The following is a 24,748-nucleotide window of genomic DNA, read 5'->3' as shown; positions in this document are numbered from 1 at the left end:
GCCGGACACGCGGACGGGGCGGTTCCAGCGCTGGAGCCGCCTCGTCCGTCCTCATGTCCGGCGGCTCGCCGTGCGGTGAACGCGCCATACGGCTGCCATACGGGTGCAATACGGCGCGGGGACAGTTGAGCCATGAAGTTTTCCGTGCTCTCCCTCATCGGCCATGCCCCGCACCCGCTCGGTCACCGACTCCCCTCCCCCGCCGACCGGTTCGAGGAAGTGATCGAAAGCGGGGTCGTCGCGGAGCGGCTCGGCTTCGACGCGTACTCGATCGGCGAGCGGCACGCCGGTCCGTACCTCTCGTCGAGCCCGAGCGTGGTGCTCGGCGCGCTGGCGGCCCGCACGTCCGTCATCCGTCTCCTGACCGGTGTCACGGTCGTCGCGATCCTCGATCCGGTGCGGGTGGCCGAGGACTTCGCGACGCTCGACCAGATTTCCAGGGGCCGCATCGAACTGGTCGTCGGGAAGGGCGCGGAGGCGGGTCACTTCGACCTGTTCGGGCTCGACGAGGAGCGGCAGTGGGATCTCCAGAAGGAGAAGTACGAGCTGCTGCGAAGGCTCTGGACCGAGGAGGGCGTCGACTGGGAGGGCGAGTTCCGGCCCGCGCTGAAGAACACGACGACCCTGCCCCGCCCGTACGCCGGGGCGCCGCGGATCTGGCACGGCTCGGCCACCAGCCTCAACTCCCCCGAACTGGCCGCGCGCCACGGCGATCCGCTGTTCACCGCCAATGCCATCCAGCCCCGTGCGGCCTATGCCCGGCTGGTCGACCACTACCGGGAGCGTTTCGAGGCGTACGGACACGATCCGGCCCGCGCGCACGTGGCGGCGGGATCCGGCGGGCTGCTGATCGCCGACGGCTCGCAGCAGGCGGTGGAGCGCTACAAGGAGCTGTACGAGGCGAAGGTGGCGCAGTCCTTCCGGCCGCATCTGGAGGGCCGGGCCGGCTACAACACGCCGTTCCGGACCATCGAGGAGGCCATCGCGGACGGGCCCCAGCTGATCGGCAGCCCGCAGCAGATCATCGACAAGATCCTCGGCTGGCACGAGGTGTACGGGCACGACCTCCAGTCGATCACTGTGGACGGCTTCGGACTGAGCCGCCCCGAGCAGATCGAGACGCTGCAGCGGTTCGCCGAGGACATCGCCCCGGTGGTACGGCGTGAGGCGCCGTCGGCACTCTGGGACTGACCGGCCGGCCCCGAAGACCGCCCGGCCGGCGCGTGCCCGGGACGACCTGCGGCAGACCTGGCTCATGCGGCTCCCCCGACCCGCATAATGAGGAGAGACATCGGATGTCTGATTCCAGTCCGGATCCAGGAGGACCGTCATGGCTGTCACCGACGAGGCGATCGAGAAGATCAAGGGAATGATCGTCTCGGGTGCGCTCCGACCCGGCGACCGACTCCCCAAGGAGAGCGAACTCGCGGCGGAGCTGGGGCTCTCCCGCAACTCCCTGAGGGAGGCGGTGCGCGCCCTGTCCCTGATCCGCATTCTCGATGTGCGGCAGGGCGACGGCACGTATGTGACCAGCCTCGATCCGCAGCTGCTGCTGGAGGCGCTGAGCTTCGTGGTGGACTTCCACCGCGACGACACGGTGCTCGAATTCCTCGCGGTCCGCCGGATCCTGGAACCGGCCGCGACGGCGATGGCGGCCACCCGGATCAGCGAGGCCCAACTGGACGTGCTCAGCTCCCAGTTGGACGCCCTCGGCGCACAGCCATCGGTGGAGGAGCTGGTCGCCAGCGATCTGGAGTTCCACCGCGGCATCGTGCAGTCGTCCGGGAATTCGGTGCTCTGCTCGCTGCTCGACGGGCTCTCGGGGCCGACGACGCGGGCGCGGATCTGGCGCGGCCTGACACAGGAGGACGCGGTGACCCGCACGCTCCACGAGCACCGGGCGATCGTCTCGGCGCTGCGGGACCGGGACGCGGAGGCGGCGCGGGCCTGGGCGACGGTGCATGTGGCGAGCGTGGAGCAGTGGCTGCGGTCGACGCTGTAGCGCGGCAACGGGGAAGGGGCGGACGGGGCGTTCCCCCCGTCCGCCCCTTCCCCGTTGCCGGGCTCCGCCCCGGACCGCGCGTCTCGCACGCCGGCGGCGGGACCCGACCCGTTCAGTCCTGCTTCTCTCCGCTCGCGAAGCGGGAGATGACCAGGGCGACGATGATGATCGCGCCGTTGAGGAACTGGTTCCAGAGCGCCGGGACACCGCCGAGGGTCATCACATTGACCACCAGCTGGAGCGTCAGTACACCGGTCAGCGCGCCGAACAGGGTGCCGCGACCGCCCTTGAGGCTGATGCCGCCGATCACCGCCGCGGCGAACACCTGGAAGATCCAGCCGTTGCCCTGGGTCGCGGCGACCGATCCGTAGTGGCCGGTGTAGAGGATGCCCGCGAAGGCCGCCAGCAGACCGCCGATCGCGAGCACGATCCAGGTGACCCGGTCCACCCGGATGCCCGCTGCGCGCGCGGCCTCCGGATTGCCGCCGATGGCGTACAGCGAGCGGCCGTGCCGCAGCCAGGCCAGCGCGGCGCCGCCGACGGCGAACAGGGCCAGGCAGATCCAGACGGCGGCCGGTGCGCCGAGCCACTCGCTCTTGCCGAGGTAGCGGAAGGACTCCGGGACGTCGGTGATGGACTTGCCCTCGGTGATGCCGATGTGGAGGCCGCGCAGCATGGTGAGCATGCCGAGCGTGGCGATGAAGCCGTTGACCCGCAGCTTCAGCATCAGGAAGCCGTTGACCGCCCCGATGGCGAGGCCCACCAGCAGACAGAGCGGGATCGCCGACCAGGTGGGCAGCAGGCCCAGGCCCGCGAAGCGGCCGCCCTCGGCGGGCAGGACCAGCCACATCGCGACGACCGGTGCGATGCCGATCGTCGACTCGAGCGACAGGTCCATCCGTCCGCAGATCAGGATCAGTGCCTGGCCCAGGACCAGCAGACTGAGCTCCGAGGACTGCTGGACGACGCTGATCAGGTTCTCGGAGGTCAGGAACACCGGCGAGACGATGAACCCGATCACCATCAGCACCAGGATCACCGGTACCAGGGAGAAGTCGCTCCACCGGATCAGCTTCAGCCGGTCCAGCGGGCTCTCGCCCGTCAGGGAGCCCTTCAGCCCTCCGTCGATGTCGTCGGCCGCCGGGGGCCGTACCGTGCCGGTCATTCCCTTTCCCCCACACCTTCCATGGCGGCGACGAGTTCCCCGTCGGTCCACCCGCTTGCGAACGTGGCGACCACGCGCCCGTGGAACAGGGCGAGCACCCGGTCACAGACCCGCAGATCGTCCAGTTCGTCCGAGATGATCACTGCGGCGTCGCCCTCGTCGGCCACCCGCCGTACGACCCCGAGCAGCGAGTCCTTGGACTTGATGTCCACACCCGCGGTGGGGCGGACCGCCACCAGCACGCTGGGCCTGCGGGCCAGCGCGCGGGCGACCACCACCTTCTGCTGGTTGCCGCCGGAGAGCCCGGAGACGGGCTGCTCGGGCCCCTGTGTCTTGATGTCCAGCGAGGCGATCATCGACCGTGCGAACTCCCTCGTGCGGGAGGGCAGTACGGTCCCCCAGGGGCCGAGCTGGTCGGTGACCGTGAGGGTGGCGTTCTCGGCGACGCTGCGGTCCAGTACGAGGCCCTGGTCGTGCCGGTCCTCGGGGATGTAGCCGATCCCGGCGTCCAGCGCGTGCGGCACGCTGCCCGAGCGCACGGCCCTGCCGTGCACCCGGACCGTGCCGCCGCCCGCCTTGCGCATGCCTGCCAGCACCTCGCCCAGGGCCGTGTTGCCGCTGGCCGCGGAGCCTGCCAGGCCGAGCACCTCACCGGGACGGACCTCCAGGTCGAGTGGCTCGAACTGGCCCTCCAGGGTGAGCCCTTCAGTACGCAGGACGGGTGCGGCCGACTCGTCCCGTACCGCCGCGCCGTCGGCGCCCGCGTGCCAGGCGGTGGCGCCGGCGGACTGCTCGCCGGTCATCGCCGCCACCAGTTCCGCCTTGGCGATGTCGGCGACCGGTGCGGTCAGTACATGGCGGGCGTCGCGGTAGACGGTGACCGCCGTGCACAGTTCGTACACCTCCTGCAGATGGTGGGAGATGAAGAGGAACGCCACTCCCTGGCTCTGCAGCTCCCTGAGCTTGTCGAAGAGCCGCCCGATGCCGCGGGCGTCGAGCTGGGCGGTCGGCTCGTCCAGGATGATCAGCCGGGCGCCGAAGGACAGCGCCCGCGCGATCTCGACGAACTGCCTCTGCTCCACGGCGAGATCGCGCGCCCGGGTGCCGGGGTCGACCTGGACGCCGTAGTCGGCCAGGAGCCGCTCCGCGCGCCTGCGGAGCCTCCCCCAGCTGATCCAGCGGGAGTTTTCGTCGAACCGGTTGAGGAAGAGGTTCTCGGCGACGGTCAGATCGGGGACGACCATGGACTTCTGGTAGACGCAGGCGACCTTCGACTGCCAGGCCGTGGTGTCTCCGAAGGCGGGCGCGGGCTCCCCGCCGAACGTGACCGTGCCCGCGTCCGCCTTGTGGAGCCCGGTCAGGACGCCGACCAGCGTCGACTTGCCCGCGCCGTTGCGGCCGACGAGGGCATGGGACTCACCGGGCCGCACGGCGAGCCGGACCCCGTCGAGCGCCACGGTGGGCCCGAAGCGTTTGACAACGCCTTCCGCCTGTACGGCGCGTGGTGGTGCCTGGTCCATGGCTAGCTCTTCTTCTCCAGCTGGTTGGCCCACAGCTTCGGGTCGTCGACGTTGTCCTTGGTCACCAGCGGCGCCGGAAGCTGATCCTCCAGGCCGTTCGGGATCTTAATGATGTTCGAGTCGTGGTCGGTCGGGCCCACCTTGAAGGTCTTCCCGTCCAGCGCCGCCTTGGCGTAGTACAGCGCGTACTTCGCGTACAGGTCGGCGGGCTGGGAGATCGTGGCGTCGATCTTCCCGGCCTTGATGGCGTCGAACTCCTCCGGGATGCCGTCGTTGGAGATGATCGTGATGTGGCCCGGTGTACCGGCCGGCTTCAGCAGCTTCTTCTGCTCCAGGAGCGCGAGGGTGGGCTGCAGGAAGACCCCGCCGGCCTGCATGTAGATGCCGTTGATGTCGGGGTTGGCGGCCAGGGTGGCCTGGAGCTTGGCGGAGGCGACGTCGCCCTTCCAGTCGGTGGCCAGCTCGAAGACCTTGATGCCGGGGAAGTCCTTGTCCATGCAGGCCTTGAACGCCTCCGACCGGTCCCGGCCGTTGATCGAGGACAGGTCGCCCTGGAACTCGACGACCTTGCCCTTGCCCTTCAGCTGCTCGCCGAGGTACTTGCAGGCGTTGGTCCCGTACGCCTTGTTGTCGGCCCGCACCACCATGTAGATGTCGCCCTTGTCGGGGCGGGTGTCGACGCTGACGACCGGGATCTTCTTCTCGTTCAGCGTGTTGAGCGACTCGGCTATCGCACCGGTGTCCTGGGGCGCCATCACGACGGCCTTGGCGCCCTGGTCGGTGAAGGTCTGGACGTTGGCGACCAGCTTGCCGATGTCGTTCTGCGAGTTGGTCAGCGGCAGCGCCTTGACCTCGCCCGCCTCGACCCCCTTCTCCACGTAGTTCTGGTACGAGTTCCAGAAGTCGCTGTCGCTGCGCGGCAGGTCGATCCCGACCTTTCCGCCGCCCGCGCCGTCGGCGGTGGATTCGCGGTTGCAGCCCGCGAGGGCAGTGACGGCCAGCAGTACGGCGCAGGCTGCCGCACTCGTCGTACGCACTCTCATTGGTGTCCCGTCCTTTGTGGAGTACCGGCTCGGAGCTCTGTGGGCAAAGCAGGGGTGCGTGGTGCCGGGGAGCGCGGCCCGGTGATGCGGCTCGGGCCCGTCCGGCGGATCAGGGCCGGACAGGCCCGGGACCGCGCGCCCCTGATCAGCTCTGGGCGGGGCGCAGGCGCAGTCCCTGCATACCGCCGTCGACGGCCAGTGCCGTGCCGGTGACCGAGGCGGCGCCGGGACTGGCGAGATAGACGATCGCGGCGGCCACCTCGTCGGCGGAGACCAGCCGTCCCAACGGCTGGCGGGCGTTGAGCGCCGCGCGCTCGGCGGCCGGGTCGTCGGCCTGGCCCAGCAGCCGCCCGATCCACGGGGTGTCCGCCGTGCCCGGGTTGACGCAGTTGACCCGGACGCCCTCGCGGACGTGGTCGGCGGCCATCGCGAGAGTCAGCGAGAGGACCGCGCCCTTGCTCGCGCTGTACAGGGCGCGCTGCGGCAGCCCGGCGGTCGCGGCGATCGAGCAGGTCTGGGTGATCGAGACGGCGCCGGGGCGGTCGGCCGCCGCCCTGCGCAGATGGGGCAGGGCGTGCCGGGCGGTGCGGACCATGCCGAGGACGTTGATGTCCAGGACCCGGGTCCACTCCTCGTCGGCGTTGTCCTCGACCGTGCCGATGGAACCGATGCCCGCGTTGGACACGAGCGTGTGCAGGCCGCCGAGCTCGGCGGCGGCCCGGTCGACCGCCTCGCGCACGGCGTCGTCGTCGGTGACGTCCGCCGTGACGGCCAGCACGCCCTCGGGGGCGCCCGCGGTCTCCCGGTCGAGTACGGCCACCTGCGCGCCACGCGCCAGCAGCATGGTCGCGACGGCGGCGCCGATGCCGGAGGCACCGCCCGTCACCAGGGCGTTCATTCCCTCGAAGTCGCTTGTGCCGGTCATCGGGCAGCCTCCTCGGTGGTGCGGCGGGCCTGCCATACGGGGCCCTCCGGATAGCGGTGTGCGGCGATCGACTCGGGGAGCATCCGGGCGGAGAAGCCCGGGGAACTCGGGGCGGCGTAGCGGCCCGACTCGATCACGGTGGGGTCGGCGAAATGTTCGTGGAGATGGTCGACGTACTCGATCACACGGTTCTCCCGACTTCCTGAGACCGCCACATAGTCGAACATCGAGAGGTGCTGGACCAGCTCGCACAGCCCGACACCGCCCGCGTGCGGGCAGACCGGCACGCCGTACTTCGCGGCGAGCAGCAGGATCGCCAGATTCTCGTTGACGCCGGCGACACGTGCCGCGTCGATCTGGACGAAGTCGACGGCCCCGGCCTGCAGCAGCTGCTTGAACACGACCCGGTTGGCGACGTGTTCGCCGGTGGCGACCTTGACCGGCTGCCCGGCACGGACGGCGGCGTGGCCGAGGACGTCGTCGGGGCTGGTCGGCTCCTCGATCCAGTGCGGCTCGTACGGCGCGAGCGCGGTCATCCACTTCACCGCGTCGGCCACGTCCCAGCGCTGGTTGGCGTCGACCGCGATCCGGACGTCGGGCCCGACGGCCTCGCGGGCCAGGGCCAGCCTGCGGACGTCGTCGCCGAGATCGCCGCCGACCTTCAGCTTGATCTGGGTGAAGCCGTCGGCGACGGCCTCCTTCGCCAGCCTGACGAGCTTCTCGTCGGTGTATCCCAGCCAGCCGGGGGAGGTGGTGTACGCCGGGTAGCCCTCGGCGCGCAGCCGCTCGGCCCGCTCGGCGCGGCCCGGTTCGGCGGCGCGCAGGATCGCGAGGGCCTCATCGGGGGTGAGCGCGTCGGTGAGGTAGCGGAAGTCGACGAGGGAGACGAGCTCCTCGGGCGTCATCTCGGCCAGGAACTGCCAGACGGGCCGGCCCGCCTGCTTCGCCGCGAGGTCCCAGGCCGCGTTGACGACCGCGCCGGCCGCCATGTGCATCACGCCCTTCTCGGGGCCGAGCCAGCGCAGTTGGGAGTCGTGGGTGAGCTCGCGGTGCAGTGCCGCGAGGTCGGCCGCGGTGCGCGGCGCCGGACGTCCGACCACATACGGCCGCAGCGCCTCGATGGCGGCGGCCATCACCTCGTTGCCTCGCCCGATGGTGAAGCAGAAGCCATGTCCCTCGAAGACCGCGCCGTCGTGCAGGGGTTCGGTACGCAGTACGACGTAGGCGGCCGAATAGTCGGGATCGGGGTTCATGGCGTCCGAGCCGTCCAGTTGTTCCGAGGTCGGAAAACGGATGTCGTGGACCTCGAAATCCGTGACGGTCTGGCTCATGCGCGCCCCCAGGGGAATAACATCGGACCTCTGTTCTGGTCATCCGATGTATAGCGTCATGCGGGCCCCAACGTCCAGGGCTGGTACGAAATTGACCGAACACAGCTCGGATGTATCCAGAGACCATGCCCCGATTCGACCGGTGATGCACCCTCGTGGAGCAGGTTCACCCGGCTGTGCGCAGGGGCTGCGGCGGGAGTGGCCGGAAGCCGTAAGGTTGGTTCGTACGCAAGGGAACTTCGGAAGGAGGCCTGGGTGATCGAGCTCGAGGGGGTTCCCGAGCTGATCGACCCGGTCATGGTGGCCGCGTTCGAGGGATGGAACGACGCGGGTGACGCCGCATCCACGGCGGTCGCGCACCTGGACCGGGAGTGGAAGGGCGAGGTCTTCGCGGCGCTTGACGCCGAGGACTACTACGACTTCCAGGTCAACCGACCGACGGTCTGGCTGGACGGCGGGGTACGCAAGATCACCTGGCCGACCACCCGCCTCTCCGTGGTCCGTATCGGCGGGGAGACGCCCCGCGATCTCGTCCTGGTCCGCGGTATCGAGCCGTCCATGCGCTGGCGCTCGTTCTGCAACGAGATCCTGGGCTTCGCCCATGAACTGGGCGTGGAGATGGTGGTGATCCTGGGCGCGCTGCTGGGCGACACCCCGCACACCCGACCGGTACCGGTCAGCGGGGTGACCTCCGACCCGGATCTGGCGCGGACCATGGACCTGGAGGAGACCAGGTACGAGGGTCCGACGGGCATCGTCGGCATCCTCCAGGAGGCCTGCACGCACGCGGGCGTTCCCGCGGTGAGCCTGTGGGCGGCGGTGCCGCACTATGTGTCGCAGCCGCCCAATCCGAAGGCGACGCTCGCGCTGCTGAACCGCCTGGAGGACCTCATCGGTCTGCGTATCCCGCTGGGCGAACTGCCGGAGGACGCCCGCGCCTGGCAGCTCGGTGTCGACCAACTGGCCGCCGAGGACAGCGAAGTGGCGGAATATGTGCAGACGCTGGAGGAGGCCCGGGACACCGCGGAGCTTCCCGAGGCGAGCGGCGAGGCCATCGCCCGGGAGTTCGAGCGCTATCTGCGCCGCAGGGACGTCGGACCGGGACAGTCGCCCGGCGGGCACGCTACGGAGAGCGGGGACGCCTCGTATCTGCGCGACACCTCCAGCGGTCGCACCCGTCCGCCGAAGCCGGTCCGGCCCGATGCCGACGGTACCCCCGGTCCCGGGGCGCCACCCACGAGCGGACCCGGCCGACGGCGGGCGGCCGGCAAGGAGAACGAAGACGGCGACGGCGAGGGCCCGCAGGATTCGTCGGAGGACTCCTCGGAGGACTGACGGGACCGCGGAGCGCCGGGCGGACGCACGCCCGGCGCTCCTGTGCGGTGCGGGTCGTTCAGGAACAGGTGAACCGCGCCGCGGCCCAGTCCCCGTGGTCACCGGTCTTGGACCCATTGGTGTCCGTGACCTTCAGGTGCACATGGCGCGCACCGTCGAGCTTCACCTCGACCGGTACGGTCGCCGACGCCCCCGTCACCTTCGGCGAGGTCCACAGGACCTTGCCGTCCGCCTCGACGGAGAACGCCACTTCGCCGTAGCCGTTGATCTCGTCGTCGATCCCGACGTCCGCAGTGAAGGCGGTGCAGCGCCCACCGAGGTAGACCTCGATGTCGGAGTCGGCATGGGTGCCGATGCCCTTCTCGTACGTCTTGCCCGCGAGGGTCAGCCGGTGTCCGTCGGCCGCGCCCGACTCGCCGTTGCTGCGGTCCCGCTCGGCGGGGCCGTAGCCGTTGACGGACTTCAGCCACACCATGTCGCTCGCCCACACCTCACCGGTGGGCGGCGGTGGCATCACTCCGGCCGCGAACCGCTGGGCGGCGGTGCGGGATTCGCCGGCCGCCCGGTACCGGGAGAGTGCGGTGAGCCGCGCCTCCCCCGCCGTGGCGTCCTTCGCCGGGGTGACCGACACCTCGACCCGCCGGGTGGTGCCCGCCGGGATCCGGTCCACGGTCGCGGGCCGCGCGACCTGCCAGCCCTCGGGGACGTCCAGGGTGACCGCGGCGTCCGTCACATCGGCGTCGCCCGCGGTGACATCGACGGCGACGGCGCCCTCGGTCCCGGCACCGATCTCCTGCCCGGCCGGCGCGGAGACGACGGCCGTGGCCGCCGCGTTCCGCCCGCCGACCGCGCTCGTCCCGCGCAGCTTCACGGAGAACTTCTTGTCGGTGGGGAGCGGCAGGGTCTTGATCTTCACGACACCGCCGCGGTCGTCCTGGTCGTACCACCAGCCCTGCTTCGCCGCCTTGTACGCGGCCGCCGAAGTCAGCCGGGGCAGCTTGCCGCCGAGCTGCACCGCGCTCGGCGCGGAGCCGGTGTGCACGCTGAACTCGTACGGACGGGTGCGCTGCTTGCCGGTGAACTGCCCCTCGCTCGCGCCGATCCGCACGGTGATGTCGCCCGCGCCCCGCAGCGGCGCCTTCACCTCGGCGGTCTGCGTGGCGTACTTGCCGTCGCGATGCTGCCGGGTGACGCCGTCGTCCTCGTACAGCGTGAAGGACGACGTGCCCTGCGGGTAGATGTCCCAGGCGAGCGGCGAGTCGGCGGTGCGGTCCCGGTACGAGCGGATGCCCGGCCACATCGGCACACTGGCACCCCCCTTGACGAACAGCGGCAGGGTGTCGAGCGGAGCGCTGTAGTGGTCGAGGGTGGTCGGCCCCTCGTAGGTGCGACCGCTCCAGTAGTCGGTCCAGGTGCCCTTCGGCAGATAGATGCCGTTGCGCTCGGTGCCGTCCTGGTAGACCGGCGCCACGAGGAAGTCCTCGCCGGACATGAACTCGTACTTCGCCGCGTCCGTCGCCGCCTTCGGGTCGTCCGGGTATTCGAGGACCAGGGGCCGGACCATGCCGACGCCGGTCTTCGTCGCCTCGTGCGCGTAGGAGTACTGGTAGGGCAGCAGCGACTCCTTGAGCTTGAGGTAGTCGCGGTTGATGGAGGTGTACGGCTCCCCGTACCGGAAGGGCTGCTTGTCGCTGGCCGCCCAGCCGTCCATGGTCATCGTGGTGCCGAGGAACATCTTCCACTGGAGATCACGGGTGTACGTCTTGGCGCTGCCGCCGAAGATGCCGTCGACGTCGCCGGTGGTGTAGGCGAGACCGGACATCGTGGCGCCCGCGTAGGTCGGGATCTGCCAGCGGATGTAGTCCCAGGTGCCGTACTGGTCGCCGGACCACTGGACACCGCAGCGCTGCGCGCCCGACCAGCTCTCCGGGGCGTAGGTGAAGCCGCGGGCGTCGCTGTTGTCCTCGATGCCCTGGTACGCGTCCTTGCAGCCGTCGAGCGCGAACTTGTAGCCCGAGCCGACCCAGGCGACGTCCAGTTTGGCGACCCGCTGGCCCGCCTTGACCTGGTCGGCGATCTTGTCGATGCCGTCCTCGGTCCACAGGCCGAGCTGCATGCCGCGGTCCTGGAGGCCCTTGGCGGTCTCGGCGAGGTTCTCGTGGCCGCAGCCGTAGCCGTCGTTGACGAGCATCCAGCCGTTCGGCATGTCGTGCTCGACGTAGCCGTCGGCGACCTTCAGGGAGTCCAGGGTGCGGCGCTCACCGCGGTTGGCGTTGTGGAGGTAGCAGTCCGCGTCGCCGATCTCCATGCCGTACACGGGCGGCAGGAAGGGCTTGCCGGTGAGCTTCGTGTACTGGCCGATGACGTCCTTGGTGCTGTCGCCCGCGAAGTAGTAGGCGTCGAAACGCTTCTCCTTCGCCGTGGTGGTCACCGGGTCGGTGAAGGCGTACGTGTTCGGCGCGTAGGTGTTGCGGAAGACGCCGTACCCAGCCGAGGAGAGGTAGAACGGCACCGAGTTGGGGTGGCCGCCGTCGTCCCAGTTGTAGTCGACGCCCACCTCGACGGTCTTGTCGCGGTGCGAGGTGTTGCCGCGTCCGTTCTGCATCCCGGCACCGTAGAACTGCTCGTCGGCGCCGCGGGCCAGGGTCTGGGTGGTCTGCTTCCCGTCCCAGCTCAGCCCCTTGGCCTCGGACCAGACCCGGGTGCCGTCCGCGCGGTACAGCGCGAAGCGCAGGGGTGACTTGTAGGCGCGCAGGGTGACGCTGCCGGTGGAGAGTTCGTAGCGGTCGCCCCGCTCCTTCCACCGGGTGCGCGGCGGGGTGCCCTGCGGCAGGACGATGTCGTCGCCGGTGGGGTCGGAGAACGCGCCGTCCGGGGCGAGTTCGATCCGGAAGGTCTCGTCGGAGACGAAGCTGACCCGGGCCTCGGCGGTGCCGGCCCTCAGGCGGTAGACGGGACCGTCGGCGGAGAATCCGGTGAGGTCGCCGACCGTGGTGGTGTCCGGTTCGGCGGCGCCGGCCTGGGCGGCACCGGGCCCCGCGAGGACGGCGAGCAGCCCCAGCAAGGCTGCAACTGCCGCCGTTCTGATGCTCATTGATGATTGCATAGAGCGCTTTTAGCGCAACATCGAGCACTTGACCATGGACAAAACGGAACCGGCCCTGAACTTCGTCAAGAAGTCCAAGGCCGGCTCGGCGGATGAAGGTCAGCGGAATGTCACCGCGCGCTGCACTACAGTGCGACGCCCAGCAACGCGTCGACGGTGCGTGAGACGAGGCCGGGTGCGCCCTCGTCCGAACCGCCCTGGGCGTTCTGACGCTCGGCCCAGCGGTCCACGGCGGCCAGGGCGGCCGGTGCGTCCAAGTCGTCGGCGAGGGCCTCGCGGACCTCCTCGACGAGGGCCTCTGCGGGCAGTCCGTCGGGCCGGGAGACGGCGGAACGCCACCGCCCGAGCCGCTCGACGGCATCGGCGAGCACCTGGTCGGTCCACTCCCAGTCGGACCGGTAGTGGTGCGACAGCAGGGCGAGGCGGATCGCCGCCGGGTCCACGCCGGAGCGGCGCAGCTTCGAGACGAAGACCAGGTTGCCCCTGGACTTGGACATCTTCTCGCCGTCCAGGGCGACCATTCCGGCGTGCACGTACGCCTGGGCGAACGGGTGCTCGCCGGTCAGCACCTGGGCGTGGGAGGCGCCCATCTCGTGGTGCGGGAAGGCCAGGTCGGACCCGCCTCCCTGGACGTCGAAGCCCATGCCGAGGTGGTCCAGGGCGATGGCGACGCACTCGATGTGCCAGCCGGGCCGGCCGGGGCCGAGCGAGGCCCCGTCCCAGCTCGGCTCGCCCTCACGGGCGGCCATCCAGAGCATCGGGTCGAGCGGGTTCTTCTTGCCGGGGCGCTCCGGATCGCCACCGCGCTCGGCGGAGAGCAGCCGCATCGCCTCGGCATCGAGGTTGGAGACCCCGCCGAAATGCGGGTCGGTCTCGACGGAGAAGTACACGTCCCCGTCGAGTTCGTAGGCGGCGCCGGCGTCCCGGAGCCGTTCGACGAGCGGGACGATGCCCGGTATCGCCTCCACGGCACCGATGTAGTGCTTCGGCGGGAGCATGCGCAGGGCGGTCATGTCCTCGCGGAACAGGGCCGTCTCGCGCTCCGCGAGCTCGGTCCAGTCCTCACCGTCGCGCACGGCCCGCTCCAGCAGGGGGTCGTCCACGTCCGTCACGTTCTGGACGTAGTGAACCTGCCGCTTGGTGTCGAGCCACACGCGCTGAACGAGGTCGAACGCGTTGTAGGTCGCCGCATGACCCATGTGGGTCGCGTCGTACGGCGTGATGCCGCAGACGTAGATGCGGGCGACGGGACCGGGGTCAAGGGTGATCCGTCCGCCGGTCGCGGTGTCGTGGATCCGAAGGTCGCGGCCCTTGCCAGGCAGGGCGGGGACCTCAGAAGCGGGCCAGGCATGCATGCCACGAGCGTAACCGGATGCATGTTCCGGATACGAACCGGATACCGGAACCTGGCCGAAGAGGCGGTCTTGCGCTTCGTGGCTTCATCTGTTTCGGGTGCGGCCGCTCCGCCCCGTGCCGCCGCCTTGCCCGACCCCCGACCGGCCCGCTGTCCTCACACCGGCGGCCAGGGGATCGCCGGCCATTCACCGCTCGGCTCCGGATGTCTCCCCGACGCCCTCAACCCCTCCACGCGCCCCCGCAACGCCTCGATCTCGACGGCGGTGATCAGCTCGCCCAGCCGGGTGACGAGCGCGGTCCCCGGCGCCAGCTCCGCGCCCAGCCGCTCCACGACGGCGACGGCCTCGGCCGTCAACGGCTCCCCCGCCCACCCCCACAGCAGCGTGCGCAGCTTGTCGTCGGTGTTGAAGGTCACGCCGTGGTCGATGCCGTAGAGCCGACCGCCGGGCGCGGGCAGCAGATGGCCGCCCTTGCGGTCACCGTTGTTGATGACGGCGTCGAGGACCGCCAGCCGCCGCAGCCGCGGATCGTCCGCGTGCACCAGCAGGGCCGTCCTCCCCTCCCCGGTCTCGGCGAGGGCGACGGCCTTCCAGCCCTCCCCCGGCTCCTCGTCCTCGACGAGCGCGAGGAGCGGGGGCTCCCCGGCCTCGTCCGGCCCCTCGTCCCGCGGGGCCGCTTCGATCCACAGCTGGCACATCCCCCGGCCGTACGGCCCGTCCCGCAGCACGGTGGGCGGTATGAGCCCCCAGCCGGTCGCCTCGGAGATCTCGTAGGCGGCCACCTCGCGCTGGGCGAGCGTGCCGTCCGGGAAGTCCCACAGGGGCTGTTCGCCCGCCACGGGCTTGTAGACGCAGGTCACTTCCTCGCCCTCGTGGGCGACGGTGCAGTAGAGCACCGCGTTGGACGCCCCGCGGACCTGGCCGCGCACGGTGAGCCGCCCCTCGGCGAGCACCGTGAGCACGGTGGCCGGCTCGGTGTCGGTCAGGCTCCGCGACGGTACCCGTTCTGGCGCGGGCATACGTGTCCTTCCGGGTCGAGCGGCAGGCTGCACAGCGGGCACGGCGGACGCCCGGCGTTCACGACGTCCAGGGCGCGCTTGGCGAAGGCACGGGCCTGCGCACCGCTGAGGCGGACCCGGAGCATCGGCGGACCGTTCTCCTCGTCCTGCAGCAGCCGCTCCTCGGCCTCCGCGAGATCCTCGTCGGAGTCCACGTCCAGCTCGACCAGCGCCTGCGCCTCGACGATCATGCGCTGTTCCTCGCCGTCCCAGGCGAGCGCCATCGTGCCGACCCGGAACTCCTCCTCGACCGGCGCGTCGAGAGGGGCTGTGTCGGTGACGTCCATGGGTGCCACGGCAGGCACCGGAGAGTTTCCGCCGGTCCGCCGCACCACCTCGTCGAGCAGTTCGTCGATGCGCTCGGCGAGCGCGGCGACCTGAGTCTTCTCCAGGGCCACGCTGGTGACGCGTCCGCCTGAGGAGGCCTGCAGGAAGAACGTACGACGTCCAGGCAACCCGACCGTACCGGCCACGAAGCGGTCCGGGGGGTCGTAGAGGAACACCTGACGGGACACGTCCTGTCTCCCTTGAAAATTGACGGCAGATGAGGGGCGGCCGGGGTCCGGGGGATTCCCCCCGGGAAGGCGCCTACGGCGCGTCCACCCTACTGCGCGAAGCGATCACGGCGCCCCAGCGCCGCCCCCGACCGCCGCGTCCGCATCGCTCTCCGCCGCCGGACGCCGTCCCGGCTCCGTCCCGGCGGTGCTCTCACGCGGCGCCAGCGGGGCGAGATCCCCCGTGTCGCCGAGCCGCAGCAGGAAGGGCCGCAGCCTGGTGTAGCGGATCGCGGTGACCGAGCAGGGGTCGGCGTGGATCCGCTGGAAGAGGTCGAGATGCATGCCGAGCGCGTCGGCGACGAGGGCCTTGATGATGTCGCCGTGCGAGCACATCACATAGACGGCGTCGTCACCGTACTCGGACTCGATCCGCGCGTTCCAGTCCCGCACGGCGTCCACGGCACGCGCCTGCATGGCGCGCATGGACTCGCCGCCGGGGAACACCGCGGCCGACGGGTGCTGCTGCACGACGCTCATCAGCGGTTCGTCGGTCAGCTCCGCCAGCTTGCGTCCCGACCATGTGCCGTAGTCGCACTCGCTGATCCGCTCCTCGGTGTGCAGCACCAGCTCCGGCCGGGCGTCCAGGAGCGGCTTCAGGGTCTCCCGGCAGCGCTGCAGGGGGCTGCTGACGGCGGCGGCGAGGGGCAGCTCGGCCAGCCGCCCGGGGAGCGCCGCGGCCTGTGCGGCTCCGCGCTCGTCGAGCGCGACACCCGGTGTGCGGCCCGCGAGCACCCCGGCCGTGTTGGCGGTGGAGCGTCCATGGCGTACGAGGATGAGGGTGGGCATACGGGCCAGCGTAGGCCGCCGCCGCCGGTGAGGTGCGCCGGGGACCGGGGCAGGGAAGAATGCGCGCCGTGATTGTGGACTGTGCGATCTACCGGGACGGGCGTCGTACCGAAGGCCCCGCCGACCTCTCCGAAGCTCTCGCGGAGGCACGGGCGACCGGCGACGCGTTCTTGTGGATCGGCCTGTACGAGCCGACGGAGAAGGAGGTCGAACGCGTCAGCAGCGAGTTCGGGCTCCATCCGCTGGCCGTGGAGGACGCCCTGAGCGCGCACCAGCGGCCCAAGCTGGAGGTGTACGACGACTCGCTCTTCGCGGTCATCAAGCCGGTGGTGTACGAGCACCTGAGCGACACGGTCACCGCCGACGAGCTGATGGCCTTCATCGGCGATTCGTTCGTCGTGACGGTCCGCCACGGAGAGGGCGCGCCGCTCGCCGCGGTGCGCCGTCGTCTGGAGGCGGAGCCGGATGTGCTCAAGCACGGGCCGACCGCGGTGCTGTACGCGATCGGTGACGCCGTCGTCGACCACTACATCGAAGTGGCCGGCGAGCTCCAGGTCGACCTGGAGGAACTGGAGACCGAGGTGTTCGCGCCCACCGGCACCGTGGACACCAAGAACACCGCGTCCCGCATCTACACGTTCAAGCGGCAGATCATGGAGTTCCGCCGGGCCGCCGGGCCGCTGAGTGCCCCGATGGCCAGGCTGGCGAGCGCCGAGGTGCCGTTCGTCCACGAGCACTCGCAGCCGTTCTTCCGTGACGTGAGCGACCATCTGACGCGCGCCAACGAGTACGTGGAAGGGCTGGACCGGCTGCTCTCGGACATCCTCTCGGCGCACCTGGCCCAGGTGGGCGTGCGGCAGAACGACGACATGCGCAAGATCTCGGCGTGGGCGGCGATGGCCGCCGTACCGACGATGGTGGCGGGCATCTACGGCATGAACTTCGACCACATGCCGGAGCTCCGATGGGTGTGGGCCTATCCGGCGGTGGTCCTGCTGATGGTCCTGGTGGTCCTCGGCCTGTACCGGCAGTTCAAGCGCCGCGGCTGGCTCTGACGGAGGCCGGGCCCGGCACCCCGGCCACGCCCCCGCGGGCCGCCCCGGGACACCGTACGACGCGGCCCGGGGCGGCCCGGTACGACGGATCAGGCGAACTCGTGGGCCTGTGCCGCGGGACCGCCCAGCGCGTCGCGCCGCTCGGGCGGCTCCAGACTCACCATGCGCCGCCATCCCACGAGCCGTTCGTACGCGTAGACCCCGTGGATCCCGGCGGCCAGCACCGCCGCCCTGGCCCGTGACCAGTGCAGGATGCGGCCCATGTGATCCATCACGGCGAGGCTGACGTCGCGGTACACCCGGATCTCCGCGAGCGCGCACTCGCGGAGGATGCGCTGGATCGTACGACCGTGCCCGAAGCGGGCGAAGCGGAGCAACTCCTCGTGGCAGTACGCCAGGTGGTTGTCCTCGTCGTTCGAGATCATCCTCACCGCCCGGCCGACGTCGGGGTGGTCGGCGAAGTACTTGCGCAACAGCGCCATCTGCTCGGAGGCGCGCTGTTCGGTGACCCGGCTGTGCGCGAGGTAGGTGATGATGTCGCCCTCGGAGAGCGGTTCCCTGCGCCCCAGCTGCTCATGGGCGAGGCCGATGCCGTGCTTCTCCAGGAGCATCGTGTAGTCGGTCTCGTGCGGAACCTCGACGGGCTGCAGTCCGCGCTTCCTCAGCAGCGCATGGAAGATCCGGCCGTGCTTGTCCTCGTCGGCGCCGTGCCGCGCGATCTTGGGTGCCAGGGCCCGCTGGCTCTCGGGCACGAGCTCCGCGATCCGGCCGTTCTCCCAGCCGCCCTGGGACTCCCCGCTGGCCGCGATGGAACAGAACAGCCGGAACGACTCGTCTTCGTCGAGAATCTCCTGGAACAGGTTCCTTGCCGAGAGCATCGCTGCCACCTCCGTACCGGCGTCACACCCATCGCCAGTCAAATGCGGGGCGCCCACCCAGGCAACAGGAACGCCCCCCGGCTACGCCGGACGGGGCCGCTCCGGCCCGCCGCGTACAGCGACGCCCTCGGCCCCCGCACCATTCGGCGTAACCCCGGGCGCCCGAACGCGTTGTTCCGCGTAACGGCCGTGGCGGGGAGGACCCCCGAGCCCCCACCACGGCCGTGGCGCCGTCCGCGGCCCCGGGCCGGGTGTCGGCGCTACGCGAGAGCGGAACGCTCCAGCGCGTCCGTACCTGCCCGCAGGGCCGCGATCCGCTCGTCGAGCGTGAAGCCGGCCGGGGCCAGGGTCAGCGTCGTGACACCCGCCGCGGCATACGCCTGCATGCGCTCGGCGATCCGCTCGACCGGACCGAGCAGCGTGGTCTGGTCGATCAGCCGGTGCGGCACCGCGGCGGCGGCACCGCTCTTGTCGCCGGACAGGTACTTGTCCTGGATCTCGGCGGCTTCCTTCTCGTACCCCATGCGCTGCGCGAGCTGGTTGTAGAAGTTCTGCTTGCGGCTGCCCATGCCGCCCACGTACAGCGCGGTGTACGGGCGGAACATGTCCGCGAGACCGTTGACGTCGTCACCGACGGCGAGCGGCAGCGTCGGGCAGACGTCGAAGCCCTCCAGGGTCCGGCCGGCCTTCTCCCGGCCCGCCCGCAGGTACTTCACGGCGGTGTCCTCGAGGTGCTCCGCGGAGGGGAGGATCAGCAGCGCGCCGTCGGCGATCTCGCCGGTCTGCTCCAGGTTCTTCGGACCGATCGCGGCGATGTAGAGAGGGATGTGCTCGCGCTGGGGATGGACGGTGAGCTTGATCGGCTTGCCCGGACCGTCCGGCAGCGGAAGCGTCCAGTGCTGTCCCTCGTACGACAGCCGCTCGCGGGACATCGCCTTGCGGACGATCTCGACGTACTCCCGGGTGCGGGCCAGCGGCTTGTCGAACTTGACGCCGTACCAGCCCTCGGAGACCTGCGGTCCCGACACGCCGAGGCCGAGCCGGAACCGGCCGCCGGAGAGCGAGTCGAGAGTGGCGGCGGTCATCGCCGTCATGGCGGGCTGACGGGCCGGGATCTGCATGATCGCGGAGCCGACGTCGATGGATTCGGTCTGGGCGGCGACCCAGGAGAGCACGGTCGGCGCGTCGGATCCGTACGCCTCGGCCGCCCAGCAGACGTCGTACCCGAGGCGGTCCGCCTCCTGGGCGACGGCGAGGTTGTCGCCGTCCATCCCCGCGCCCCAGTAACCGAGATTGATGCCGAGCCGCATAACCGCACCCCTTACTGATCAGTAACGTCCCTGAGCTCCGGACTCTAGCGCGCGGCGACGTGATCCGGCAGGGGCGACTTGGTGCCGGGTTGTCCACAGGCTTCCGCCGAGTGGGGTTCTGGCCAGTAATCTCAGCGCCCATGGAGCAGAGGCATCTCGGCCGCACCGGCCTTCGAGTGTCCCGGATCGGGCTCGGCACCCTCACATGGGGCCGGGACACCGACGAGCACGACGCCGCCGAACAGCTGAAGGCCTTCTGGGAGGCGGGCGGCACACTGGTCGACACGGCCGATGTGTACGGCGGCGGGGAGGCCGAATATCTGCTCGGGCGGCTCACCGAGGGCCTGGTGCCACGGCACGATCTGGTCATCGCCACGAAAGCGGGCAGCGTGGCCGACCCGTACCGGCGGTTCAACGGCTCGCGCGGGCATCTGCTGGCCGCGCTGGACGCCTCCCTGGAACGGCTCGGCACGGATTACGTTGACCTGTGGCAGATCCACGCCTTCGATCCGGTGACCCCGCTGGAGGAGACCCTTCAGGCGGTGGATCTGGCGGTGTCCACCGGACGCGCCCGGTACGCGGGCGTGTCGAACTTCTGCGGCTGGCAGCTCGCCAAGGCGGCGACGTGGCAGCTCGCCTCGCCGGGGGTGCGCACCCGGCTGGCGAGCACGCAGATGGAGTACTCGTTGTTGCAGCGGGGCGTGGAACGCGAGGTCCTGCCGGCCGCGCGCGATCTGGGGGTGGGGCTGCTGCCCTCCTCCCCGCTGGGCAGAGGGGTCCTGACCGGCAAGTACCGGACGGGCACTCCGGCGGACTCGCGCGGCGCCTCGGAACTGCTGGCTCCGTTCGTCGAGCCGTATCTCGACGACCCGGCGAGCCGCATCGTGGACGCGGTGGCGACCGCCGCCGACGGCCTGGCCACGACGGCGCTCCAGGTGGCTCTCGCCTGGGTGCGGGACCGGCCCGGAGTGGTGGCCCCGATCGTCGGCGCCCGCAACGCGCAGCAGCTCACCGAGGCATTGTCAGTGGAGGCGCTTAGTCTTCCTGACGAGATCTGCCAGGCGCTCGACGATGTGTCGGCGCCCGTGCACCGCTATCCCGACCAGGACTGGAGCACGCTGTGACTGCGCTTCCCCGGGGGGAAACCCCCGGCTCCCCGGCCGCCGACGACGCCGATGTCGCGGCCCCCTCCGCCGCCGCGCCCGCACCGTCCGCGCGGGACGAGGGTCACGAGGCGGACGAGGGGTCGCCGACGGCCGACGTCGGTGCCGCCGAGGAGACGGACGGCGGCACCGACACGGGCTCCGGGGCGAACGGGGCGGCGAGCGCGGACGCCGAGTCCGACGCGGCGGCCACCGAGACCGACGGCCCTTCCGACACCGACCGGACAACCGCGGCCGACGGCGCCGCGGAAGGGGCTGCCGACGCCCCCGCACCGCTCTCCGAGGCCGAGGCCGAACTGGCCGCCCAGCGGGATCTCCGGGAGCGGATCGAGAAGCGCAAGGCCGAGAAGGGCGGCCCCATCGCCGCCGGTGCGAAGCTGAGTGGCCAGGCGGCCGATCTGCTCGCGGCCGTGCGTGCCGTGGAGAGCGGCGAGAGGCCCGCTGCCGCGTTCTTCGACTCGCCCGCGCCCACCGCTCCCCGCCGGGCCGCTCCCGCACCCGCGCCCGCCCGCCCCCGCATGCCCGAGCAGGCCCCGGCTCCGCAGGGCGCCTCGCCGGAGGCCGTGGCCGCCACAGCCGCCGTGCTGGCCGAGGGCGGGGCTCCCGGAGCACTGGCGGGCCCGGCGGCCGAGGCACTCGGTGAGCAGGCGGGCGACGCTCTGCGCGCGGATCCCTGGCGGCTTCTGACCGTGCCGGGGGTCAGGCCCGAGCAGGCCGACGGGTTCGCCCGCGCCCTGCTGGGCTCCGCGTGCGGTCCGGACGACGAGCGGCGGACCGCCGCCCTGGTCGGCTGGCTGCTGGAGCGGGCCGCGCTCCAGGGCCACACGGCGCTCGACGCGACGGCGGTTCGTGCAGCCCTCGCCGAGCGCTCGGTGACCGACCCCGCGGCGGCCGTCCGGCACGCGGTCGCCGAGGGCGTCGTCCTGGTGTTCCAGGACGACGAGGGCGACGAGGACGTCCGGGATTCCGAAGCGTCCGCGGGCCCCGACGAGGACGCCGAGGAAGGCGTGCGGGAGCCGGTACAGGTGCTGCTCGGTCTCGATCGGTACGCGCTCGCGGAGGAGAGCCTCGCCGACGGTCTGGCCCGGCTCGTCAACGCCTGCGAGAAGGACGCCGACTGGACACAGGCGGCCTCGGCCGCGGCCTCCCCGTCGGCGGCCGAGCTGATCCGTGCGGTGGCTGCCCACGGCCTGGTGGCACACACCGGCGGCGAGGCCGCCAGGGCCGAGCCCGCCGCGCTGCTCACCGCGGCACGCGGCCTCGGACTGCGCGCCCTGGGCGCCGTGCACAGCGTCGACGGCAGGCACCGGCTGGCCGAGGCGGCCGGCGATCCGTCGGCGGCCGTCACCCTCGCCGGACTGCTCTGCGGCACGGAGGGCCCCGGCCGGGACGAGGAGGGTGCGATCGCCGTCGATCTGCTCGTCGTGCTGGACGCCCCGCAGCTGGACGTCGAGACCGCCGCCATCCTCGTGGAGTCGCTGGCCGACGGCACCCGGCTGGTCCTCAGCGGCGACCCGGGCGTACTGGGCTCGGCCGGTGCGGGACGGGTGTTCGCGGACGTGCTGGCGGCCCGCGCCTGCCCGCAGATCGTGTCCCGTACGCCGGATCCGGGGCCGATCGGCGAACTGGTCTCCGGCATCGGCATCGGTGAGCTGAACCAGGTCGAGGCGCCGGGCAAGGAGGTGGTGATCGTCCCCGTGCGCGACGCGGGCGAGGCGGTGCACCGCACCGTGCAGCTGGTCGCCGACTCGGTGCCGCGCGCCATCGGCGTGCCGTCGGCCGACACCCAGGTGATCACCGTCGGCCACGGCGGCTCGGCGGGCACCCGGGCGTTGAACGCGGCGCTGAAGCAGCGGCTCAACCCCGGTCCGGGGCGGTTCGGCGGCTTCGACCCCGGCGACCGCGTCGTCCACGTCCCGGCGCCGGGCAGGACCGTGCCCGGGGTGGTCGTCTCGGCCGACGCCGAGGGCCTGCACCTGGACTGCGCGGGCACGAAGACCGTCGTGCCCCAGGGCCGGGTGGAGGCGTCCGTGCGCCACGGCTGGGCCCTCAGCGCCCACCAGGCGGCCGCGATGCGCTGGCCCGCAGTGGTCGTCGTGCTGCCGGGCGACGCAGCGCAGGGTCTCAGCCGCCCCTGGGTGTACACCGCCTTCAGCCGTGCGGAGCGGCATCTGTCCGTCGTGCACGGGGTGGATCAGGCGCTCCAGCGCGCGGTCGCCCAATCACCGGCCCAGGACCGAACGACGCGACTGCGCACCCTGCTGGGGGCATCGGCCCGATGACCGGGCCGATGCCCGTCCCGCACCGCCGGACGGGCCCCGGGCCCGTCCGGCGAGCGGCTCAGGAACCGTCCACCACCAGGCCCGTCCGCTTCTCGTCCGACTCGTCCTCGTCGAAGACGGCGCTGACGTCGAAGCGGCACACCACCAGCTGGGGATCGGCTTCGTCGAACGGTGCGCCGAGCCACTCCCCCGCCTCGGGAAGCTCCTCCGCGGCCGTGACCCACAGCGTGGAGTCACCCTCCTCCAGACCGAATTCCGTGTGCCGGGAAGCGATCTCGTCCGGTTCGTACTCACCGAAGAGCACCCCGAGCGCCGCGTGGACGCTGGAGCCGACGACCGCGGCGCTTCCGCGCGCACGGTCGTCCGGATCGAGGTCGGCGATCCGCTGGGCCTGGGCGAGCAGGCGCGGCGGCTCCGCCACCGCGTAGTCGCGCCGGATCAGCACGCTGAGCGCGTTCGGCTCCTCGGGGCCGGCGTACGGCGGCAGGGAGTCCTCCGCACCCGGGATCTCGAAGGGAGTGACCTCGTCGTAGCGGTCGTAGAGCAGTTCGTCGTAGAACTCGGCAGCGGCGGCCAGTGCGTTGAACGCCTCGTAGACGGCGGGATCGTCGTTCCCGGTCCGGCGTTCGACCGCATCGAGGTGACGGTCGAGCGCGGCTTTGATCGCTTCGGCGGCGGCACGTACCTCGGCAGCGGTGGGCTGCGCAGCATCAGACATAGTGCAGACGCTATCCGTACACGGGCTCTGCCCGCACAATAGATGCGATGCCGGAATACGAATTTGTCGATGTGTACGTGCCGCGCGGGGTGTCCCGCAAGGAGACGGCACGCCTGCTGACCGACCACGCCGAGTACGGGCACTGGGAGTTGGACCGACTGACGCTGCGCCGCGACGGCAGCCGCAGGGTGCGGCTGCGCCGACGGATCATCCGCCAGCTCCGGGCCACCTGGTGAGACGGAGCGGGCCCCGCAGTCGCGGGACCCGCTCCCTTCGCCCTGCTCTCGTCGCCGGTCCGGTCCGTTACGCGGACATCCGGGCGCGGCGGTAGAGGACCGTGCCCGCACCCGCCAGCAGCAGGCCCGCACCGGCCGGGATCAGCAGGTCGAGCCCGCCTGCTCCGGTGTGTGCGAGCTGTGCGACGTTCTGTACCTCGGGCGTGTTCGGCACGGTTCGCGGTCCCGGTGCCGGCGGCTTGCGCTGCGTGACCGGTGTGACCGGAGTGCCGACCGGCGGGGTGACGACATCCGTGTCGTTCTCGCACGCGTTGCCGGTGACGGGGTTGAGCAGCCCGCCGATGGTGACGCTGTTCCCGCAGGCGTTCACGGGGATGTCGATGGGCACCGCGATGTTGTTGCCCGAGAGCACACCGGGCGAGCCCTGCGCGACCCCCTCGGCCGTCGCCCCGCTCCCGGCGTCGCCCGTGACGGCCCGGTGCTTGCCGGTCCCCGCCCTGCGGGCCTGGGTCCGGTCCCCGGACACCTGGTTGCCCGAGGCGTGCCGGCCCTGCGCGGTGCTGCCCGAACCGTTTCCACAGGCGTTTCCCGCCGCCGGGTTGAGCAGTCCCACGACGCTCACGGAGTTGCCGCAGACATTGACCGGTACGTGCACCGGGATCTGGACCGAATTCCCTGAAATCACCCCCGGGGAATTCGATGCGCCGCCGGACGCTCCCGCGTCGGCGTGCGCGTATCCGCCGCTCAGCGCGAGCACGCCGCCCGCGGCCGCCACGGTGATCAGGCCTTTACGCGTGACCTGTCGCATAGGTTGTTTCCTGCCTTCTGCCTTCCGGAGTACCCCCGGACTTGACCGTGCGGGGGCGGAGTACCCAGCGGCCCCGGAGCGCATGGTGTGCACTTCGGGGCCGACCGGATTCAAA

Annotated in this window: 21 protein-coding genes; 7 read left to right on the top strand and 14 right to left on the bottom strand. The window is 71.3% G+C overall.

The window, feature by feature from the left end; all coding sequences use genetic code 11:
* Window positions 1–132 precede the first annotated feature (132 nt).
* On the top strand, window positions 133–1,191 hold the full coding sequence (locus tag ACIOHC_RS14805; protein WP_401842918.1) for an LLM class flavin-dependent oxidoreductase: 1,059 nt from the start codon (window positions 133–135) through the stop codon (window positions 1,189–1,191).
* Between the two features lie 139 nt (window positions 1,192–1,330).
* A complete protein-coding gene (locus ACIOHC_RS14800) occupies window positions 1,331–2,002 on the top strand; it encodes a FadR/GntR family transcriptional regulator (RefSeq protein ID WP_351086597.1) in 672 nt (223 codons plus the stop codon).
* Between the two features lie 112 nt (window positions 2,003–2,114).
* Here the strand turns inward: ACIOHC_RS14800 and ACIOHC_RS14795 are convergent, their stop codons facing one another.
* The 5 genes from ACIOHC_RS14795 to ACIOHC_RS14775 form a co-directional block, all read right to left on the bottom strand.
* Window positions 2,115–3,167, bottom strand: a complete 1,053-nt coding sequence (locus ACIOHC_RS14795; RefSeq protein WP_351084180.1) for an ABC transporter permease — start codon at window positions 3,165–3,167, stop codon at window positions 2,115–2,117.
* Window positions 3,164–4,687: a sugar ABC transporter ATP-binding protein gene (locus tag ACIOHC_RS14790; RefSeq protein ID WP_365693540.1), complete on the bottom strand. Its 1,524-nt coding sequence runs from the start codon at window positions 4,685–4,687 to the stop codon at window positions 3,164–3,166. The genes ACIOHC_RS14795 and ACIOHC_RS14790 overlap by 4 nt, the downstream gene beginning before the upstream one ends.
* Before the next feature lie 2 nt (window positions 4,688–4,689).
* Complete coding sequence (locus ACIOHC_RS14785) at window positions 4,690–5,730, bottom strand: sugar ABC transporter substrate-binding protein (protein ID WP_365693538.1); 1,041 nt, start codon at window positions 5,728–5,730, stop codon at window positions 4,690–4,692.
* Window positions 5,731–5,875: 145 nt separating this feature from the next.
* Window positions 5,876–6,655, bottom strand: coding sequence for an SDR family oxidoreductase (locus tag ACIOHC_RS14780; RefSeq protein ID WP_351084185.1), 780 nt, complete (start codon window positions 6,653–6,655; stop codon window positions 5,876–5,878).
* Window positions 6,652–7,986 carry an L-fuconate dehydratase gene (locus ACIOHC_RS14775; RefSeq protein WP_351084186.1) on the bottom strand — a complete coding sequence of 445 codons (1,335 nt, stop codon included), beginning with the start codon at window positions 7,984–7,986 and terminating at the stop codon, window positions 6,652–6,654. The genes ACIOHC_RS14780 and ACIOHC_RS14775 overlap by 4 nt, the downstream gene beginning before the upstream one ends.
* 255 nt (window positions 7,987–8,241) lie before the next feature.
* Here ACIOHC_RS14775 and ACIOHC_RS14770 point away from each other — a divergent pair, with 255 nt between their 5' ends.
* Complete coding sequence (locus ACIOHC_RS14770) at window positions 8,242–9,321, top strand: PAC2 family protein (protein ID WP_365693534.1); 1,080 nt, start codon at window positions 8,242–8,244, stop codon at window positions 9,319–9,321.
* A gap of 58 nt (window positions 9,322–9,379) precedes the next feature.
* On the opposite strand, the gene ACIOHC_RS14765 is transcribed toward ACIOHC_RS14770, so the two are convergent.
* The 5 genes from ACIOHC_RS14765 to ACIOHC_RS14745 all read right to left on the bottom strand — a co-directional run bounded on the left by ACIOHC_RS14765 (window position 9,380) and on the right by ACIOHC_RS14745 (window position 16,183).
* The gene (locus ACIOHC_RS14765; protein WP_401842914.1) at window positions 9,380–12,427 is read right to left on the bottom strand and encodes an NPCBM/NEW2 domain-containing protein; all 3,048 of its coding nucleotides are present in this window, start codon (window positions 12,425–12,427) and stop codon (window positions 9,380–9,382) included.
* Window positions 12,428–12,552: 125 nt separating this feature from the next.
* Entirely contained in the window at window positions 12,553–13,782 is a 1,230-nt protein-coding gene (gene mshC, locus ACIOHC_RS14760) for a cysteine--1-D-myo-inosityl 2-amino-2-deoxy-alpha-D-glucopyranoside ligase (RefSeq protein ID WP_351084192.1), read from the bottom strand.
* A 155-nt stretch (window positions 13,783–13,937) separates the two neighbouring features.
* Window positions 13,938–14,801 carry an SCO1664 family protein gene (locus ACIOHC_RS14755; RefSeq protein ID WP_351084194.1) on the bottom strand — a complete coding sequence of 288 codons (864 nt, stop codon included), beginning with the start codon at window positions 14,799–14,801 and terminating at the stop codon, window positions 13,938–13,940.
* Window positions 14,765–15,355 carry a DUF3090 domain-containing protein gene (locus ACIOHC_RS14750; protein WP_351084196.1) on the bottom strand — a complete coding sequence of 197 codons (591 nt, stop codon included), beginning with the start codon at window positions 15,353–15,355 and terminating at the stop codon, window positions 14,765–14,767. Before ACIOHC_RS14750 ends, ACIOHC_RS14755 begins: the two co-directional genes overlap by 37 nt.
* Window positions 15,356–15,460: 105 nt before the next feature.
* Window positions 15,461–16,183 carry a histidine phosphatase family protein gene (locus tag ACIOHC_RS14745; RefSeq protein ID WP_351084198.1) on the bottom strand — a complete coding sequence of 241 codons (723 nt, stop codon included), beginning with the start codon at window positions 16,181–16,183 and terminating at the stop codon, window positions 15,461–15,463.
* Window positions 16,184–16,242: 59 nt separating this feature from the next.
* Between ACIOHC_RS14745 and corA the strand changes: the two genes are divergently transcribed.
* Window positions 16,243–17,238, top strand: a complete 996-nt coding sequence (corA, locus tag ACIOHC_RS14740; RefSeq protein WP_351084200.1) for a magnesium/cobalt transporter CorA — start codon at window positions 16,243–16,245, stop codon at window positions 17,236–17,238.
* Between the two features lie 89 nt (window positions 17,239–17,327).
* Here the strand turns inward: corA and ACIOHC_RS14735 are convergent, their stop codons facing one another.
* Both ACIOHC_RS14735 and ACIOHC_RS14730 read right to left on the bottom strand, forming a co-directional pair.
* Entirely contained in the window at window positions 17,328–18,116 is a 789-nt protein-coding gene (locus tag ACIOHC_RS14735; RefSeq protein WP_351084202.1) for a ferritin-like domain-containing protein, read from the bottom strand.
* 260 nt (window positions 18,117–18,376) lie between these two features.
* Window positions 18,377–19,426 carry an LLM class F420-dependent oxidoreductase gene (locus tag ACIOHC_RS14730; RefSeq protein WP_351084205.1) on the bottom strand — a complete coding sequence of 350 codons (1,050 nt, stop codon included), beginning with the start codon at window positions 19,424–19,426 and terminating at the stop codon, window positions 18,377–18,379.
* A gap of 140 nt (window positions 19,427–19,566) precedes the next feature.
* Here ACIOHC_RS14730 and ACIOHC_RS14725 point away from each other — a divergent pair, with 140 nt between their 5' ends.
* Complete coding sequence (locus ACIOHC_RS14725) at window positions 19,567–20,550, top strand: aldo/keto reductase (protein WP_365693528.1); 984 nt, start codon at window positions 19,567–19,569, stop codon at window positions 20,548–20,550.
* Complete coding sequence (locus tag ACIOHC_RS14720; protein WP_389638423.1) at window positions 20,547–22,871, top strand: helix-hairpin-helix domain-containing protein; 2,325 nt, start codon at window positions 20,547–20,549, stop codon at window positions 22,869–22,871. Before ACIOHC_RS14725 ends, ACIOHC_RS14720 begins: the two co-directional genes overlap by 4 nt.
* A gap of 58 nt (window positions 22,872–22,929) precedes the next feature.
* On the opposite strand, the gene ACIOHC_RS14715 is transcribed toward ACIOHC_RS14720, so the two are convergent.
* A complete protein-coding gene (locus ACIOHC_RS14715) occupies window positions 22,930–23,589 on the bottom strand; it encodes a hypothetical protein (protein ID WP_351084211.1) in 660 nt (219 codons plus the stop codon).
* Window positions 23,590–23,636: 47 nt separating this feature from the next.
* Here ACIOHC_RS14715 and ACIOHC_RS14710 point away from each other — a divergent pair, with 47 nt between their 5' ends.
* Window positions 23,637–23,825: a DUF5703 family protein gene (locus tag ACIOHC_RS14710; RefSeq protein WP_030918345.1), complete on the top strand. Its 189-nt coding sequence runs from the start codon at window positions 23,637–23,639 to the stop codon at window positions 23,823–23,825.
* A 67-nt stretch (window positions 23,826–23,892) separates the two neighbouring features.
* Here the strand turns inward: ACIOHC_RS14710 and ACIOHC_RS14705 are convergent, their stop codons facing one another.
* Entirely contained in the window at window positions 23,893–24,633 is a 741-nt protein-coding gene (locus ACIOHC_RS14705; protein WP_351084213.1) for a chaplin, read from the bottom strand.
* Window positions 24,634–24,748: the final 115 nt, after the last annotated feature.

This window comes from Streptomyces sp. NPDC088252, from assembly GCF_044740965.1.
Lineage (GTDB): Bacteria > Actinomycetota > Actinomycetes > Streptomycetales > Streptomycetaceae > Streptomyces.
Note: the sequence above shows the minus strand (reverse complement) of the source record. Positions and strands in the feature narration are given on the sequence as shown.

What these genes read in the sequence shown, in the direction of transcription:
- ACIOHC_RS14715 (WP_351084211.1), bottom strand. Translation starts at nt 23,589, where the DNA reads ATGTCTGATGCTGCGCAGCCCACCGCTGCCGAGGTACGTGCCGCCGCC.
- ACIOHC_RS14780 (WP_351084185.1), bottom strand. Translation starts at nt 6,655, where the DNA reads ATGACCGGCACAAGCGACTTCGAGGGAATGAACGCCCTGGTGACGGGC.
- ACIOHC_RS14705 (WP_351084213.1), bottom strand. Translation starts at nt 24,633, where the DNA reads ATGCGACAGGTCACGCGTAAAGGCCTGATCACCGTGGCGGCCGCGGGC.
- ACIOHC_RS14765 (WP_401842914.1), bottom strand. Translation starts at nt 12,427, where the DNA reads ATGCAATCATCAATGAGCATCAGAACGGCGGCAGTTGCAGCCTTGCTG.
- ACIOHC_RS14775 (WP_351084186.1), bottom strand. Translation starts at nt 7,986, where the DNA reads ATGAGCCAGACCGTCACGGATTTCGAGGTCCACGACATCCGTTTTCCG.
- ACIOHC_RS14755 (WP_351084194.1), bottom strand. Translation starts at nt 14,801, where the DNA reads ATGCCCGCGCCAGAACGGGTACCGTCGCGGAGCCTGACCGACACCGAG.
- ACIOHC_RS14725 (WP_365693528.1), top strand. Translation starts at nt 19,567, where the DNA reads ATGGAGCAGAGGCATCTCGGCCGCACCGGCCTTCGAGTGTCCCGGATC.
- mshC (WP_351084192.1), bottom strand. Translation starts at nt 13,782, where the DNA reads ATGCATGCCTGGCCCGCTTCTGAGGTCCCCGCCCTGCCTGGCAAGGGC.
- ACIOHC_RS14790 (WP_365693540.1), bottom strand. Translation starts at nt 4,687, where the DNA reads ATGGACCAGGCACCACCACGCGCCGTACAGGCGGAAGGCGTTGTCAAA.
- ACIOHC_RS14710 (WP_030918345.1), top strand. Translation starts at nt 23,637, where the DNA reads ATGCCGGAATACGAATTTGTCGATGTGTACGTGCCGCGCGGGGTGTCC.
- ACIOHC_RS14745 (WP_351084198.1), bottom strand. Translation starts at nt 16,183, where the DNA reads ATGCCCACCCTCATCCTCGTACGCCATGGACGCTCCACCGCCAACACG.
- ACIOHC_RS14795 (WP_351084180.1), bottom strand. Translation starts at nt 3,167, where the DNA reads ATGACCGGCACGGTACGGCCCCCGGCGGCCGACGACATCGACGGAGGG.
- ACIOHC_RS14785 (WP_365693538.1), bottom strand. Translation starts at nt 5,730, where the DNA reads ATGAGAGTGCGTACGACGAGTGCGGCAGCCTGCGCCGTACTGCTGGCC.
- ACIOHC_RS14800 (WP_351086597.1), top strand. Translation starts at nt 1,331, where the DNA reads ATGGCTGTCACCGACGAGGCGATCGAGAAGATCAAGGGAATGATCGTC.
- ACIOHC_RS14730 (WP_351084205.1), bottom strand. Translation starts at nt 19,426, where the DNA reads ATGCGGCTCGGCATCAATCTCGGTTACTGGGGCGCGGGGATGGACGGC.
- ACIOHC_RS14735 (WP_351084202.1), bottom strand. Translation starts at nt 18,116, where the DNA reads ATGCTCTCGGCAAGGAACCTGTTCCAGGAGATTCTCGACGAAGACGAG.
- corA (WP_351084200.1), top strand. Translation starts at nt 16,243, where the DNA reads ATGCGCGCCGTGATTGTGGACTGTGCGATCTACCGGGACGGGCGTCGT.
- ACIOHC_RS14805 (WP_401842918.1), top strand. Translation starts at nt 133, where the DNA reads ATGAAGTTTTCCGTGCTCTCCCTCATCGGCCATGCCCCGCACCCGCTC.